The sequence below is a fragment of the Arthrobacter sp. MYb214 genome (assembly GCF_002979865.1).
Taxonomy (GTDB): Bacteria; Actinomycetota; Actinomycetes; order Actinomycetales; family Micrococcaceae; genus Glutamicibacter.
Map to the genome: position 1 here is coordinate 294,601 of NZ_PCPZ01000001.1, position 15,274 is coordinate 309,874.

Annotated in this window: 17 protein-coding genes; 10 read left to right on the forward strand and 7 right to left on the reverse strand. The window is 61.8% G+C overall.

Features of this window, described 5'->3' with window-relative positions; genetic code table 11:
- Window positions 1–9: 9 nt before the first annotated feature.
- Window positions 10–1,242 (reverse strand): glycosyltransferase, encoded by a 1,233-nt coding sequence (locus CQ012_RS01225; protein ID WP_105661218.1) that lies wholly within the window; start codon window positions 1,240–1,242, stop codon window positions 10–12.
- A gap of 94 nt (window positions 1,243–1,336) precedes the next feature.
- Here CQ012_RS01225 and CQ012_RS01230 point away from each other — a divergent pair, with 94 nt between their 5' ends.
- From CQ012_RS01230 to CQ012_RS01240, 3 genes are all read left to right on the forward strand, one after another.
- Window positions 1,337–1,978: a TetR/AcrR family transcriptional regulator gene (locus CQ012_RS01230; RefSeq protein ID WP_105661219.1), complete on the forward strand. Its 642-nt coding sequence runs from the start codon at window positions 1,337–1,339 to the stop codon at window positions 1,976–1,978.
- 91 nt (window positions 1,979–2,069) lie between these two features.
- Entirely contained in the window at window positions 2,070–3,239 is a 1,170-nt protein-coding gene (gene argE, locus CQ012_RS01235; protein ID WP_286134543.1) for an acetylornithine deacetylase, read from the forward strand.
- Window positions 3,236–4,510: an MFS transporter gene (locus CQ012_RS01240; protein WP_105661220.1), complete on the forward strand. Its 1,275-nt coding sequence runs from the start codon at window positions 3,236–3,238 to the stop codon at window positions 4,508–4,510. Before argE ends, CQ012_RS01240 begins: the two co-directional genes overlap by 4 nt.
- An 83-nt stretch (window positions 4,511–4,593) precedes the next feature.
- Here CQ012_RS01240 and trhA read toward each other — a convergent pair whose 3' ends face one another.
- On the reverse strand, window positions 4,594–5,283 hold the full coding sequence (trhA, locus tag CQ012_RS01245; RefSeq protein ID WP_181148987.1) for a PAQR family membrane homeostasis protein TrhA: 690 nt from the start codon (window positions 5,281–5,283) through the stop codon (window positions 4,594–4,596).
- Window positions 5,284–5,393: 110 nt separating this feature from the next.
- Between trhA and CQ012_RS01250 the strand changes: the two genes are divergently transcribed.
- A complete protein-coding gene (locus CQ012_RS01250; RefSeq protein ID WP_105657760.1) occupies window positions 5,394–6,326 on the forward strand; it encodes a zeta toxin family protein in 933 nt (310 codons plus the stop codon).
- A 93-nt stretch (window positions 6,327–6,419) separates the two neighbouring features.
- On the opposite strand, the gene CQ012_RS01255 is transcribed toward CQ012_RS01250, so the two are convergent.
- The gene (locus tag CQ012_RS01255) at window positions 6,420–6,680 is read right to left on the reverse strand and encodes a GlsB/YeaQ/YmgE family stress response membrane protein (protein ID WP_105657761.1); all 261 of its coding nucleotides are present in this window, start codon (window positions 6,678–6,680) and stop codon (window positions 6,420–6,422) included.
- Between the two features lie 322 nt (window positions 6,681–7,002).
- On the opposite strand from CQ012_RS01255, the gene CQ012_RS01260 reads away from it, so the two are divergent.
- Together CQ012_RS01260 and CQ012_RS01265 are read left to right on the forward strand one after the other, a co-directional pair.
- Window positions 7,003–7,509: a gluconokinase gene (locus CQ012_RS01260; protein ID WP_105661221.1), complete on the forward strand. Its 507-nt coding sequence runs from the start codon at window positions 7,003–7,005 to the stop codon at window positions 7,507–7,509.
- Window positions 7,510–7,575: 66 nt separating this feature from the next.
- The gene (locus CQ012_RS01265) at window positions 7,576–8,991 is read left to right on the forward strand and encodes a GntP family permease (RefSeq protein WP_105661222.1); all 1,416 of its coding nucleotides are present in this window, start codon (window positions 7,576–7,578) and stop codon (window positions 8,989–8,991) included.
- Window positions 8,992–9,080: 89 nt separating this feature from the next.
- Here CQ012_RS01265 and CQ012_RS01270 read toward each other — a convergent pair whose 3' ends face one another.
- On the reverse strand, window positions 9,081–9,815 hold the full coding sequence (locus tag CQ012_RS01270) for a FadR/GntR family transcriptional regulator (protein ID WP_105657764.1): 735 nt from the start codon (window positions 9,813–9,815) through the stop codon (window positions 9,081–9,083).
- A gap of 208 nt (window positions 9,816–10,023) precedes the next feature.
- Here CQ012_RS01270 and gnd point away from each other — a divergent pair, with 208 nt between their 5' ends.
- On the forward strand, window positions 10,024–11,463 hold the full coding sequence (gnd, locus tag CQ012_RS01275; protein WP_105657765.1) for an NADP-dependent phosphogluconate dehydrogenase: 1,440 nt from the start codon (window positions 10,024–10,026) through the stop codon (window positions 11,461–11,463).
- Window positions 11,464–12,054: 591 nt separating this feature from the next.
- Here the strand turns inward: gnd and CQ012_RS01280 are convergent.
- The gene (locus tag CQ012_RS01280) at window positions 12,055–12,633 is read right to left on the reverse strand and encodes a TetR/AcrR family transcriptional regulator (protein ID WP_105657766.1); all 579 of its coding nucleotides are present in this window, start codon (window positions 12,631–12,633) and stop codon (window positions 12,055–12,057) included.
- Between the two features lie 92 nt (window positions 12,634–12,725).
- On the opposite strand from CQ012_RS01280, the gene CQ012_RS01285 reads away from it, so the two are divergent.
- The 3 genes from CQ012_RS01285 to CQ012_RS01295 are packed head-to-tail and all read left to right on the forward strand — an operon-like array spanning window position 12,726 to window position 14,773.
- A complete protein-coding gene (locus CQ012_RS01285; protein WP_105657767.1) occupies window positions 12,726–13,118 on the forward strand; it encodes a DUF1304 domain-containing protein in 393 nt (130 codons plus the stop codon).
- A 51-nt stretch (window positions 13,119–13,169) separates the two neighbouring features.
- A complete protein-coding gene (locus tag CQ012_RS01290; protein WP_105661223.1) occupies window positions 13,170–14,180 on the forward strand; it encodes an NADP-dependent oxidoreductase in 1,011 nt (336 codons plus the stop codon).
- 59 nt (window positions 14,181–14,239) lie between these two features.
- Window positions 14,240–14,773, forward strand: a complete 534-nt coding sequence (locus CQ012_RS01295; RefSeq protein ID WP_105657769.1) for a hypothetical protein — start codon at window positions 14,240–14,242, stop codon at window positions 14,771–14,773.
- On the opposite strand, the gene CQ012_RS17825 is transcribed toward CQ012_RS01295, so the two are convergent.
- On the reverse strand, window positions 14,774–14,974 hold the full coding sequence (locus CQ012_RS17825) for a GNAT family N-acetyltransferase (RefSeq protein ID WP_286134223.1): 201 nt from the start codon (window positions 14,972–14,974) through the stop codon (window positions 14,774–14,776).
- Between the two features lie 9 nt (window positions 14,975–14,983).
- Window positions 14,984–15,274 (reverse strand): GNAT family N-acetyltransferase, encoded by a 291-nt coding sequence (locus tag CQ012_RS17830; RefSeq protein WP_286134224.1) that lies wholly within the window; start codon window positions 15,272–15,274, stop codon window positions 14,984–14,986.

Consider the following 15,274-nt stretch of genomic DNA (forward strand, 5'->3'; position numbering starts at 1 on the left):
CCGGCCAGACTAGCTGGGCCGGTGCCTGGCGACCAGCTGTTCGAGGATCCTTATCACTGGAATCGAGCTGTCCGTTTCGGCTGCCAGCTGCCGGGCAATTCGCCGGGCGCCATCGGCCAGGTCCTCATTGGCCAGGACTCCGGTAATCGAGGACGCGAGCCGCTGCGCAGTCAAGTGCTTGTAGGCAATGGGCTCGGCAGCCGCGCCGAGCCGGTGGATGCGCTGGGCCCAGAACGGCTGGTCGGTGAAGACTGGAACCGGAACTGCGGGGACGCCTGCCCGCAGGCCAGCGGCCGTGGTGCCGGCCCCTGCATGCTGCACGACGGCTGCCATCTGCGGAAACAGCCAGTGGTGGGGTACCGCGCCGATGCCCAGGATGCCGGGTTCGTCGATTTCCGGTTCCCCTTGCACGATAGTCCGTCTTCCGGTGCGCCGGGCAACATCCGTGATGAAGTCCGGTTCCAGCGCCTGCGTGCTGCCGAAGCCAATGAAGACTGGCGCCGGCCCCTCGTCGATGAAGTCGAGCAGCCTCTGCGACGGTGTCCATGCCGGATCGGCTGGCGGCCACCAGTACCCGCAATTGACGATCCCCTCATGCCAATCAGCGGACCGTGGAACGATAACTGAACTGAAGCCGTGGAGAATGGGGCTCCGGTGCTGGCGGCGAAGGCGTTCGGAGGCGGCACGGCTGCGTGCGGGCAATCCCAGGGATTCGCGTACCCGCTTTGCTGGGAGGTCGTAGGGCGCCTTGGAAGCGGCGAAGAGCTGGCCGAGCAGCTTGTTGCCCAGTGGCCCGAAGCTGCGCGATGCACCCAAAGCCATGGGCGAGTACGCTGCACTGGGTTCAATGGGTTGCAGGTGCGCGCCGATCGCGGGGATGCCCATGGCCTCGGCCACGTCGTAGGCATAGGGTGCTACCGCATTGGTCATGATGATATCGGCACCTCGCTCGGCTGCGGCCATCGTTCCGGTAGCTGCCAGTTCGAAATAGTCCCGGAGCTCCCGGAGGTACCGGCGCAGATCCTTGGGGCTGGCCTTAGCGCCCGGAGCTGCCGGCTTGACCAAGGCGCCCATGTCGCCGGGGAGCTCCCGGAATCGGCAGCCTGCTGAAACCGCAAGGTCCTTGTATGCCGGGTTTGCCGCAATGGATACATCGAAACCATGGAGCGCCAGCTTCTGGCCGAGGCCGGCCATCGGCGCGACATCGCCTCGTGTTCCCGGTGCGATCATCAGCAAGCGCATGGTTCCTCCTGTAGAGTTAAATGCGAACAGTGTTCGCGGTTAACTATACAGCCAGAGCACGGCGCGCGATGCGCCCTGCGGGAAAGGACGAGCGATGACCGGCAACCAGCCTCGCACCGGGCCCAGGCCCCGGCACTCCCGGGACAAGATTGCCCAGGCGGCGATCGCGCTGGCCGATGAAGAAGGCATGGGAGCGGTATCCATCAGAGCCGTAGCTGCAAAGATCGGAGCAGGAGCCGCCTCCCTGTACCGTTACGTTGAGTCCCATGAGGAGCTCACCGGCCTTATGGTTGAGCAGATCAGCGCGGAATATGAACTGGAATCGCTGGCAGGTTCGGCTGCCCAGCAGCTTCTCGGCCTGGCCGCCCAGGGCCTACAGATCATGCGCAGGCATCCCTGGGTGCCCTCGCTGGCCATGGGCAAGTCGTCCATGGGGCCGAACGCCTTGGCCTACCTGGAACGCGGATTAGCGGCCCTGGAAGGCAGCGGGCTGGAGGCAGGGGCCAAGCTGCATTGCCTGGCGATGCTCAACGCCATCACCGCAGCATTTGCGCTCAATGAGCAAAGCCAGCAGCGGCCCGAAGACCCGGCGGCGCTGTTCGCGCAGCTGGAAACAGGCCGCTACCCCCACCTGTCGGCCGCGCTGGGCCAAGCGGCAAGGCCCGTGGACCAGCAAGAGGCCTTCGAGAACGCGATCATGCACTATCTGCGTGGTGCCGGTGTTATTCCCAACTAGCCAGAGGCCATTCTTTGACATCTTCTAGGTGGTGCGGGAGCAATATGGAAACATGAATCCATAGCATCATCGCCTAGAACCAGGAGCTGAAATGCCCGCGCCCAGCGAAGCAAGCATGAAAGAAATCTACGAGCTCATCGCCGTGGACACCACTAGCCGCGACAGCAACCTTGCGCTGATCGGGAATGTCGTGAAGAAGCTGGACGCCTATGGCATCAGCTCCCAGCTGATCCACAACGAAGAGGGCACCAAGGCCAACCTGCTGGCCACCATCCCCGCCGCCGATGGAACCCGCACCGGCGGCATTGTGCTTTCCGGGCACACCGACGTGGTGCCAGTGGACGGGCAGAAATGGAGCAGCGATCCATTCGACGCCCAGGTGCGCGCAGACAAGCTCTATGGCCGCGGCACCTGCGACATGAAGGGCTTCCTCGGGGTGATCCTGGCCAAGCTGGACCAGTTCACCGGCGCAGAACTTGCCGAACCAATCCACCTGGCGCTGTCCTATGACGAAGAAGTCGGCTGCGTCGGCGCGGTGTCGCTGGTGCAGAGAATTGTTGACGAGAAGCTGGCGCCTCGCGGATGCTTCGTGGGGGAGCCATCGAGCATGCGGGCGATCCGCGGCCACAAGTCGATGAACGTTTTCCGCGCCGAATTCAACGGCGTCGCAGCGCACTCCTCGCTGCCTTCCGAGGGAGTCAACGCAATTTCCTATGCGCTGCGCTTCGCGAATTTCGTCGAGGAAGTTTCGGACGAGCTGCGCAACCATGGACCGCGCGATGAAGCGTTCATCGAACCGACCACCACCATGAACGTGAACAAGTTCGACGGCGGCATCGCGGTGAACACCATTCCCTCGCAGGCGGTGGTGTTCTTCGAGTACCGCTCGCTCGCGGTGGTGGACCGCGAGGCGCTGACCGCGCGCTTGCGCGCAGAAGCGGCCAAGCTGGAAGCCCAGATGCGCGAGCAGAACCCGAGCTGCTCCGTAGAGTTCTCCCAGCAGGCGGGCGCTCCGGGACTGGATACCGCTGCGGAGGAAGGGATCGTGTCCTTCGCGGCCGCCTGCGGCGCCATTGCCACCGATGAAAAGGTTACCTATGGCACGGAGGCCGGGCTGTTCGCCGCGGCCGGCATTCCCACCGTGGTGTGCGGTCCTGGCGATATCGCCCAAGCCCACGCTCCGGACGAATACATCGAGCTGGAGCAGATCGTGGCGTGCGAGAACTTCATCGATTCGCTGATTGCGCAGGTCAGCTCGTGAGCGCCGAGGTGAAGGCGACACCAGAGCAGATCGTCAAAGCCCGCAAGGCGGTCATCTCCAGTTCCATCGGCGCGGCGCTGGAATGGTTCGACATCATTGTCTATGCCACTTTCGCGACGACCATTGCCAAGGTGTTCTATCCGGAATCGGACGGCACGTTCGCGCTGATTCTCACCTTCGCCTCCTTCGCAATTTCCTACCTGATCCGCCCCCTGGGCGGCATGGTGCTGGGCAGCTACGCCGACCGCAAGGGACGCAAGAACGCGCTGACCCTCACGCTGGGCCTGATGATGCTCGGTACGCTGATCATGGCTGTGGCACCGCCCTATGAGGTGGCGGGCGTAGCCGGTGCCTTGATCATCCTGCTCTCGCGCATGATCCAGGGCTTCTCTGCCGGTGGCGAATTCGGCACGGCCACTGCATTCCTGATCGAAACCGCACCGCACAAGAAGGCGTTCTACTCTTCGTGGCAGGTCGCCAGCCAAGGTGCATCCATGCTGCTGGCTTCTGCCTTCGGCTACTTCCTGACCACCGGCCTGAGCCAGGAAGCCCTGGAGAGCTGGGGCTGGCGCGTGCCGTTCTTCGTTGGCCTGCTAATCGGGCCGGTAGGCCTGTACATCCGCGCCAAGCTGGATGAAACCGACGAGTTCGTTTCCGCCGCCAAGGAGAAATCGCCACTGGGCACGCTGTTCACCCAGCACTACGGCCGCCTGCTGGCGGCAGCGGCAACCATTGGCGTGGCCACGATTTCGGTGTACATGATCCTGTACATGCCGACCTTCGCCGTCACGAACCTGAAGATCCCTGCCGACGCGGCTTTCCTGGGCGGCATCTCGGCGGGCATCATCACATTGTGCGGCGTCCCGCTGGTGGGCCATCTGGCTGACCGCATTGGCCCGGCCCGGGTGATGACCTACGCAGCGGTCGCGGCGTTCGTGCTGGCCTACCCGCTGTTCAAGCTGATGACCTCGAACCCGAGCGTGATCGTGATGGTGATCGTGATCGCGGTTCTCGGCGTGATCATGTCCTTCTACTTCGGTCCGCTGCCGGCGTTGCTCTCCAACCTCTTCCCGGCTGCCATCCGGGGTTCGGGCCTGTCGGTGGCCTACAACGTGGGCGTGACCCTTTTGGGCGGAATTGCCCCGCTGGTACTGACGTGGCTGCTGGACCTGACCGGGTCGCTGGATGCACCAAGCCTGTACTACATGGCAATTGCCGTGATTTCGCTGATCGGCCTCGTGGTCGTGCGAAAGCGCTACGGCCAGCGCTAATCCAGCCTGGGATTCAGCCAATGATCGCCGCAAGCTTCCTCGTGGAACTTGCGGCGATCGCTTTTTCCAGCGGGTTCGCGCGCTTACAGGGCCACCAGAAGCACAGCCGTCCAGTGGCACAGGAAGGCCATGACGGTGCAGGCATGGAAGAGCTCGTGGAATCCGAAAACGCTCGGCAGCGGATTTGGCCGCTTCGTGGCGTAGAAAACCGCACCGATCGTGTAGGCCAAGCCGCCAGCGAGAATCAGGATCATCACCGCGGGGTTCGCGGCCCAGAACGCTGGCAACTGCATCAATGCGCCCCACCCGAGCAGGATGTAGAGGCTGACTCCAACCCAGCGGGGTGCCGCGGGCCAGAATGACTTGATGGCAATGCCGGCCAGTGCACCGGCCCAGATGACGGACAGCACGATGATCGCCTGCGGACCGGGCAAGGTCAATGCTGCTACCGGAGTGTAGGTGCCGGCAATGAGCAGGAAGATGTTCGCATGGTCGGCCCGGCGGAAGAGCCCCATGACCTTGTCGGTCCAGTTGCCACGATGGTAAAGCGCCGAGGTGCCAAAGAGCAGGATCGAGCAGAGCGCGAAGACCGCGGTGGTCCATTCCGCCAAGCGTCCGTTGGCCAGTACGACCAGCACCAGGCTCATGATGATAATGCCCGGGGTGGACCAGGCATGGATCAGCCCGCGCCAGCGAGTACGCTCGGTGCCGATGTGCGCGAAGGTTCGCCCGGCTCGGCCTTTGCCTGCAGATGGTAGCGGTGCGGTAGCCATGGGTCTCCTTAACGTCGTGCGCGGGCACTGGGCCCATCATCGAACTATACGATAATCGGCTGTCAGCGTGCTGTGGGGTCATCGCGATTAATCCCGATTAGGATTCGAATATGGCAGATGACCAAGAAATTACCGACCACCTGAAGACTATTGCTCAACTCAATGAGCCCGGAGAAGTGCTGGCCAATGATTCACCGTTCATCTCCGTGCGCAACCCTGACTGGTTCGAAGAAGTGGCCCCGGGCTCGTGGAAGGCGATCGGGGAACGCGACCAGTTGCATCGGCGGTTGATCGACCAGGAACTGCGGGCAGCGGGCGGCGCCCAAGCGCAGCGCCAAGCTGTTGTGCTTGCCGGAGCTCCGGGAGCCGGCAAGAGCAGCCTGCTGCGCGAACTGCTTGGCGGTCATGAAGATGACTATGTGGTGATCGATGCCGATGAATTCAAGGCGAATCTGATGCGCGAAGCGCAAGAAGACGGAACTTACGAAGGATTCTTCAAGCCTCGGGAAGTCAAAGAGCGCGAGCAGCGCGGTGAGCAGTTCTTCCCGATGGACATGGCGAGCCTGGTGCATGAGGAATCTTCCATGCTCAGCGAGAACCTGCGTGCCGCATGCTTCGAGCAAGGGCTGAATGTCGTCATTGACAAGGTCCTTGCGTCCGAGGATTCAGCGCAGAAGCTGGCAGCTCAGCTGCAGGAGGCCGGATACGAGATTCAGATCGTGGAGGCGTACGCGCCGCAAGATGTCTCGGAAGAACGGATCGTTGAACGCTGGGAAAAGCAGCAGGAAGCTTCCCTGGATGGCGACGACAACCTTGGTGCACGCTGGGTTCCCGAAGGATTTACCGATATGGTCTTCGACGCCCCGGGCCAGCGGTCCCGGCCTGCTGCCGTGGCCCAGATGTTCGCACGCAACTGCCCAGCGGTACTGAGCTTCAAGGTATTCCATACCGCACTTGGGGAAGCCTCGGACACGGAGGGGAGCCTTCTGCTTTTCGAATTGCGCAGGGAAGCCGTGGGCTCTGAGCTGCTGCGGGTGAAGTAGCCAAGACAAGAGAAAAACCCGCCGAGCAGCAGTTGGTACTGCTGCTCGGCGGGAATTCAAGATCCGCAGGACAATGGTCCCTCGGGAGGTGACTTAGGCCCGTCGTTTGGTGATGAAGCCCCAAATGACCAAGACGATCAGGGCGCCGCCGATGGCAAGAAGCCAACTTGAGATCGAGAAGAACTCATCCACGCCCTCACCGAAGATAGCACTTCCGATCCAGCCTCCGAGTAGGGCGCCAACGACGCCGAGAATCAGGGTAGCGATCCAGCCGCCACCTTGCTTGCCGGGCAGAATGGCCTTTGCGATCGCTCCGGCAATCAAGCCCAAAACTATCCATCCAATGAATCCCATGATTCGCTCCAATGGTCAGACTGTGCAGTGGTCGGGTTCGATCCACTTAAAAACCGAGAGTACATGGCATTGAGCTGGGGTTCTACAACGACCTCGAAGAAATTCAGCATTTTCAAAGGCTGGGTTCAAGCCATGCTTGAACCTCGGGCCAATTGATCCGGGAATTCCCCATCTGGCCACATGTTTTACAGAATCTTCCTGGTGAACCAGGTGCAACCTGTTGACAGCGTCCGCTGCCGCTCCTACTCTAGTTAAATCATACTTTATGACTTTGGCTACAACATAAGTCATATATTAGGTTCACGTACGACGGAGTAAATGGATGAGTGAACAGGTCCCGCCCCTTGTTGTAATGGGTGTCTCGGGCAGCGGCAAGACCACCATCGGAAAGATGCTGGCTGATCAGCTGCATCATGAATTCATTGATGGCGACAACCTGCACCCCAAGGCCAACAAGGAAAAAATGGCCGGCGGACAGTCTCTGGATGACGCTGACCGCGAGCCGTGGCTGCAGCTGATCGGCGCCAAACTGGCCGAAAGCAATCGGCACCAAGCGCCGCTGGTTATTGCCTGTTCTGCACTCAAGCGAAGCTACCGGGATCTCATCCTCAGCTTGGAGCCAGCAACGATCTTCATCCACCTCACCGGTGTCCCGACGCTGATACGGGACCGGATGAACGCGCGTTCGCATGAGTACATGCCCACCAGCCTGCTTGACAGCCAGCTGGCCACGCTTGAGGCTCCCGATGCGGACGAGCCGGTGCTCAGCGCCGATATTGCCGATAGCCCCGAGGACATCGTTCGACAGCTGATCGCCAAACTGTCCTAGTGCAGTGCGCCGACAGCAATCCACAGACCACCTATGGCATAAGCCTCCCATTGATCAAGGATGACAATGACAACTGAGCTTGAACTGAACTGGACGTTAAGTACGCCCGGGCTCCTGACGCTAGCGGTCGCGGCGGTAGCGCTGCTGCTGGTGCTGATTATCCGCTTCCGCGTCCACGCGTTCCTCGCACTGGTGCTCACCAGCTTGCTGACCGCGGTCGCTTCCGGCATCCCGGCTGAATCGGTCATCACGACGCTGACCGGCGGCTTCGGATCCACCTTGGCCAGTGTGGCCCTGCTGGTCGGCCTTGGCGCAATGCTCGGACGCATGCTGGAAACCAGTGGCGGCGCCGATGTGATGACCAACTGGCTGATCTCCAAGTTCGGCGAGAAGCGCGCGCCGCTGGCACTGTCAGTTGCCTCGCTGCTCTTCGGCTTCCCGATCTTCTTCGATGCCGGGCTGGTAGTCATGCTGCCGATCATCTTCACCGTGGCCCGCCGCTTGGGCGGCTCGCTGCTGCTCTACGCCATCCCATCGGCCACCGCATTCTCGGTGATGCACGTCTTCGTTCCGCCGCACCCGGGCCCTGTGGCCGCCTCCGGCCTGCTGGAAGCCAACGTCGGGCTCGTGCTGGTGCTCGGCCTGGTCGTCGCGATTCCAACGTGGTTCGTTGCAGGCCATCTCTTTGGAAAGTTCGTTGGCAAGAAGTTCAACATCCCGGTACCGAATATCCTGGATGCGGCACTGGGCAACGGTGCAACGAAGGACGAGTTCAAGTCCTCTCCTTCCGTGGGCACGGTGTTCAGCTTGCTGCTGCTCCCGCTGTTGCTGATCTTCATGAACACCGGACTGAACATGCTCGGTTCCGCCGGCATCGTGGACCCGGAAGCCTCCTGGGTGCGCTGGCTTCGCCTGCTGGGTGAAACTCCGGTGGCCCTGCTCATCACCGTGCTGCTGGGCATTTTCCTGCTGGGCTTCCGCAAGGGCAAGGACAAGACCCTTACCGAGACCATCGTGGACTCCGCGCTGGGCCCGGTCTGCTCGATCATCCTGATCACCGGCGCTGGTGGCATGTTCGGCGGAGTGCTGCGTGCCAGCGGCATCGGCAACGCCATTGCCACCTCGCTTGAATCGGTGGGCATGCCGCTGATCGTCGCCGGCTTCCTGATCGCGGCCATCGTCCGGCTGGCCCAGGGCTCGGCAACAGTGGCGCTGACCACTGCGGCGGCCATCGTCCAGCCGGCGGTGCTGGCGGATGCCTCGCTGACCGCATTCCAGGTCGCCGCCATGGTGCTCGCGCTGGCAGCAGGCTCGGTCTTCGCCGGCCACGTCAACGACTCGGGCTTCTGGCTGATCTCGCGCTTCCTGGACATCGATGTGCCAACCACCTTGAAGGTCTGGACCGTTGGCCAGGCGCTGGTATCGGTGGTCGGCTTCGCCTGCGTCATGGTGCTCTACGGCCTGGCGACCGCGCTGGCCTAAAAAGGGGCAGCGAGCAGGACAAAAAATCCGCCGGGGCAGCGATGCAGTCGCTGTCCCGGCGGATTCGCTTTTAAGAAGGGAATGCCGGGTTACTGGGCGCTCTTGGCCGGGTCCACGAACAAGCGCGGCGCGCCGTCCCAGAGGCTGCAGATCTCGTTGTGCGTCCGGCGCATGATGCTTTCCATGTTCTTCCGCGCGCTGGCGGAGTCCGAATTGGAGATGGCATCGGCGACCGACTGGTGCCAGAGCAGGGCTTCCTCGTGCGGGCGTTCAGGCATCAGGCCCAATTCGGTGCGGCCGCGCAAAATCGCTCCGATCGGGGTGGAGAGGTTCGCAAACATCTCATTGCCCGAGGCGGCCAGCACCACAGCGTGGAATCGGATATCCAGTTCCAGGAACCGTCGCAAATCGCCTTGGCGCCCGTAATGGTTCATCTGCGCCGAGAGCATCATCAGCTCCTTGCGCATCGCTTCGGGGGCGAACTCGGCAGCCAGTTCCGCGGCCATCGGCTCTACGGAAATGCGCAGCTCGGTCAGCGAGCGCAGCTGTGCGCCCTTCTGGTCGCTGGCCAGCCGCCAGCGGATGACATGATCGTCGTAGGGGTTCCAGCGTTCGGCCCCCAGCACGCGGATGCCCACGCGCTTGGTGCTGGTGACTAGGCCGCATTGGGCCAGAACGCGGATGGCTTCACGGATCACCGAACGCGAGACCTGGAGCTTCTGCTCGAGGTCGGCGGCGAGGATAATGGAGCCGCGCGGAATTTGCCCGCTGATAATGCGAGAGCCGAGGTGCTCAACCACATGAGCGTGCAGACTAGTTGCCATGGGGTCAGTTTAGCCAATGACTTGCGCCAAATCGGACTATGGCGAGTCGATCCGCGAAATAAATATGCTTTAATTTACGCGATCCTCTGTAAAACACGGGCGTCGCCCTTGTAGGATGGAAAGGTCACGTGGCCGTGAACAGGGATCGTGACTCATCCGGTCTCTGCTTGGCGGTTCAACTCCCCGTAATCGATGGAGACTTATTTTTATGCCTGCACAGATTGGTGTCACAGGTCTGGCCGTCATGGGCGCAAACCTTGCCCGTAACTTCGCTCGCAACGGATACACCGTCGCCCTGCACAACCGCTCGGTCGGCAAGACCGACGCGCTGCTGGAAGCTCATGGCGATGAGGGCGATTTCATTCGCACCGAAAGCCTGGAAGAGCTGGTAGCAAACCTCGAAACCCCGCGCCGCGTGCTGATCATGGTCAAGGCCGGCGGTCCAGTGGACTCGGTCATCGACCAGCTGGTGCCGCTGCTCGAAGAGGGCGACGTGGTCATCGACGCCGGCAACTCGCACTACACCGACACCCGCCGCCGCGAAGCTGCCCTGGCTGAAAAGGGCCTGCACTTCGTGGGCATCGGCGTCTCCGGTGGCGAAGAGGGCGCACTGCTCGGCCCATCGATCATGCCCGGCGGTTCCGCTGAATCCTACAAGTCGCTGGGCCCGATGCTGGAGAAGATCTCCGCCAAGGCCGACGACGGCGCACCGTGCTGCGCTTGGATCTCCACCGACGGTGCAGGCCACTTCGTGAAGATGGTCCACAACGGCATCGAATACGCCGACATGCAGGTCATTGGCGAAGCCTACGATCTGATGCGCAGCGCCGCCGGCATCGAGCCAGCCAAGCAGTCGGAGATCTTCAACGAATGGAACCAGGGCGAACTGTCCAGCTTCCTGATCGAGATCACCGCTGAAGTGCTCGGCCACGTCGATGCTTCCACCGGCAAGCCGCTGGTCGACGTCATCCAGGACTCCGCAGGCCAGAAGGGCACCGGCCGCTGGACCGTGCAGTCCGGCCTGGATATGGGCTCGCCTGTTTCGGCCATCGCCGAGTCGGTCTTCGCCCGTTCCCTTTCCTCGCAGCGCGATATCCGCGCCGTGGGCCAGAAGGTGCTGACCGGCGAAACTGCCGAGGTCACCTTGCCGGAGAACTTCGTCGAGGATGTGCGCCAGGCACTGTTCGCTTCGAAGCTCGTCTCCTACGCGCAGGGCCTCGACATGCTCACTTCGGCTGCCGGCGAATACAACTGGGACCTGAAGCTCGACGAGATCGCTGGCCTGTGGCGTGAAGGCTGCATCATCCGTGCAGCCCTGCTCAAGGACATCACTGCTGCCTACTCGGCAGGCGAGAAGCCTTCGAACTTGCTGTTCGCTCCGGCATTCGCTGAAGCCATCAACAAGGCAGTTCCAGCATGGCGCCGCGTGGTTTCCGTTGCTGTCCAGCTGGGCATCCCTGCACCAGTGTTCTCCTCGTCGCTGGCTTACTACGATGGCCTGCGCCGCGACCGTCTGCCAGCAGCCCTGACCCAGGGCCTGCGCGACTACTTCGGTGCGCACACCTACCGCCGCACCGACAAGGAAGGCACCTTCCACACGCAGTGGAGCGGTGACCGTACCGAAATCGCTGCCGAGGACACCCACTAAGCGGAGTGATTCGACGCTAGCAGCTGCTGGCTGATCCGAAGCCCACCAGTTCAATTCGATTGAACTGGTGGGCTTCTGCCATTTGAGCCCTTCTGCGCGCTGTCCCGCTTCGCTGGAACTGGCAGCCGTGGGGCATGCTCAGCCGAATGCTGGGTGGGACAGAGGCAGGTCCCGGCCAGTGCCATGCGCTCAGGGGAGTACGGATCCCAGCGGTGCGGAAAATCGGCGCAGCAGCCAAAAGCAGTTGGATTTTCTGCGGCAAGCGTGACGATTAATGCCTGCTGCGTGCGAACTGATCTGCCACGCATGCGCCGGTGATTGGCTGCGGCCGTCGAAGCGCAGGAGCCGGACTATTTAATCGGATGAAAAGCAGGGGTTCCCGTATCCAGCACGCGGCAGAAAACTCGCTGAATGCAGAACGAACTGCCGCTGGCAGTAGGCGGCAGGGCACCCGCGCAGCGAGCCGGCAGCCCTCTGCGGTGCAATCACTGAATTGATCCGTGGATCAGTGCCTGGCTAGAAGCAATCCGGGAAAAGGTGCCCCGGGCTTGCGGCATAAGCCCGGAAAGGAATAGGGGCAGCAAACCGGTCCTAGTCATCTAGCAAATTCTCGGCGCATTGCAACAAGCGAACAGCTTCGCTGGGGGAGATGCGCACCAGAGTGAAAGCCGCTACTACCAGACCGGTGATGGTGTCGCTCAGCAGGGCATGGCGTTCAACTGAAAGATCCGGGCGAATGGCACGCAAGCCGCGGCCCATGGCTTCATCAAGTTCTTCCCGGTACGCGGAAATGATGGCGGCGATTTCGTTCTCTGCTGCGATCGGTGCGCTGGCGGTGTTGATCAGCAGGCACCCATGGGCTGCAGGCAGGGACTCTGGCTTCGCGAAAACGGCAGCAAGCCCACGCAGATAGTCTCTCAATGCCTGTGAAGGTACTGGGTCCTGGAGCAGCGGACGCAACCGTGGGCGCACAATTTCGTTCAAGTAGCTGTCTACCACTGCGTCGAACAGGCCGCGCTTGGAGCCGAAGGAGTTGTAGATGCTTGAACGGCTCAGGCCGGTGGCATTTTCAAGTTCGGGAATGGACGTGGCCTCGAAGCCCTTGGACCAGAACACCGAGCGGGCGTTCTGGATAGCCGTTTCCTTGTCGAATGCAGATGTACGCGCCATCACACCCACCTCCTCTTTTCGTAACGACCATTCCAGTATATATTGAAATGGTCGTTACAGAATAGTTGCCTTCCCAACACCAAGGACAAGCCATGATCATCGCCGCGCAGATCTTCGCAACCGCCGCTGCCCTGCTCCACATCTACATCTTCTCGATGGAGTCCATCACCTGGACCACTGGAAAAACCCGCGCCTTGTTCAAGACCAGCGAGGCTGAAGCAGAAGCAACGCGCGAAATGGCCTTCAATCAGGGGTTCTACAACCTCTTCTTGGCAGTTGCCGCACTTGCCGGGGTGATTGCCCTGGGCATGGGCCACTTGGCTGCGGGTGCCACGTTGGTCTTCGCCGGAGCCGGCTCCATGCTGGCCGCTGCGTTGGTGCTGGCACTGGGAAGCCCGGGCAAAGCCAAGCTGGCCGTCAAGCAGGGGATGTTCCCGCTGCTGTCAGTTGTGCTGCTGGTCCTCGGCCTGGCGCTGGGCAACTAGAACGACACCGAGAGTTTCCAATATCACCGAGAATTGAAAGAACTGGTAACCATGACTGAAGCAACCAGCTCGCAGATCCTGCTCGCCTCCCGTCCGTCCGGTTGGCCAACGCAGGAGAACTTCACCGTCCAGACCGTTGAGCTGCCGGAGCTGAAGACCGGTGAAATCCGGGTGCGCAACGAGTTCATTTCCGTGGACCCGTACATGCGCGGACGCATGAATGACACCCGTTCCTACATCCCGCCATTCAAGATTGGCGAGCAGATCCTCGGAGGCGCAATTGGCCGTGTCATCGAGACCGCGGACGAAGCGTTCCCGGCAGGTACCCTGGTCCAGCATCAGCTGGGCTGGTCTGACACCGTGCAGGCTGACTCTGCGAACTTCAAGCAGGCACCTGATCTGCCCGGCGTTTCCTCGTCGCTGCGCCTGCACATCTTGGGAATGACCGGCTTGACCGCCTATGTAGGCCTGAGCGCAGTCGCCAATCTTGCCGAGGGCGAGACCGTCTTCGTCTCCGGCGCTGCAGGTGCCGTGGGCACGGCTGCCGGGCAGATCGCCAAGCTCATGGGTGCCAAGCGCGTCATCGGCTCGGCCGGCAGTGCAGAGAAGGTTGAACTGCTGACCAGCAAGTACGGCTACGATGCCGCCTTCAACTACAAGGATGGCGATGTCCGTGGGCAGCTGGCCGCCGCAGCCCCGGAAGGCATCGATGTCTTCTTCGACAACGTGGGCGGGGACCACCTCGAAGCCGCCCTGGCAGCGTTCAACGATGGCGGTCGTGCTGCCCTGTGCGGCGCTATCGCCAGCTACAACACCACCGAGTCGACTCCTGGCCCGCAGAACATGGCCAACTTGATCACCCGCGGCCTGAAACTTCAGGGATTCACCCTCTCCAGCTACCTTGACCTCGCCCCGGAGTTCGGCGAGCGCATGGGCAAGTGGTTCTCCGAAGGCAAGATCGCCTACGACGAGACGATCGTTGATGGCATCGAGAATACCGTGGATGCCTTCCTTGGCATGATGCGCGGTGCGAACACCGGCAAGATGCTGGTGCGCATCTAGTTCTGCCAACCCGAGGATTGCTCCGGTCCGACCCCCGATTCAAGGGCTAGGATCGGAGCATGAACGGTTATGGTGGTAGCTGGGGCGCGGGGCTGGGGATCCTGCTCTCGCTCGTCCCGCTTTTGACAGTACTCATCGCGGCCGTAGGCGTTGTTCTGGCCTTGCGGACACTGCGGCTGCGCTCGAAACTGGATACCGCCGGGCAATGGTGGCTGCGTGTCCAATACGCCATCGACCGGTGCCTGTCCCAAGACATCACCGAGCGGAACGTCGGTACCTCGATGCTCGACCACCTGCAAGGCGTCGGCGAGCTGCCCGAAGGCTTGGAGGGGGCGCGGCGCAAATCCTGGCTTCGTGGCCATAGGGATAGCTGGGCGGTGCAGCCAGAGGATTTGGCCTTGATCCGTGATGTGCTCAAGGAGCTGGCCATGGACAAATCGCGCCAACTCAGCGCCACGGGAATCCGCGCGACCCCCGATCCTGGCCCCGAATACGGCACACTGATTCGCCAGGCTCAGCTGGTGCTGAAAATCGACGCGAAACTGGGTCGTGGGAGCGACCCGGACATCGTCGGGATTCTGTCCGCTTGCTAGCTACCTGATCATTCTTGCGTCGGTAATTTTCGGAGCAGCCGGGTCGTCCTCGCTCACGCCGTCGAAGGCGAATCCGTTGCGTTCGTAGAATCGGATGGCACGCGGATTCTGGGCCGCCACCCACAGCACGGCCGGCTCATCGCCAAGGACTGCATCCAGCAGCGCCTGCCCTGTTTCGTCGCCATGGAAGTCTTCCAGCACATACAGGTTCTACAGCTGGCGAGAGACGTTCTCCGGTATCCCGTCGGTATTCCCCATGGGTGATGCAGAGAACGCGAATCCGACAAGCTTCCCGTCCTCATTTTCCGCCACCGAAATCCTGAAGAGCGGATTCGGGTCCTCCAGAACCCTGTCCGACATGCGCAGCCGCTGCTCACTGTGGGCAGGGTCGAAGAAACCATCTGGCAGCAGCTGCGTGTAGGTTTCTTTCCAGCATTCGACATGCAACCTGGCAAGCTCCTGCGCGTCGGCAGGCAGCGGTTTCCTGAGCTTCTGTGCCAT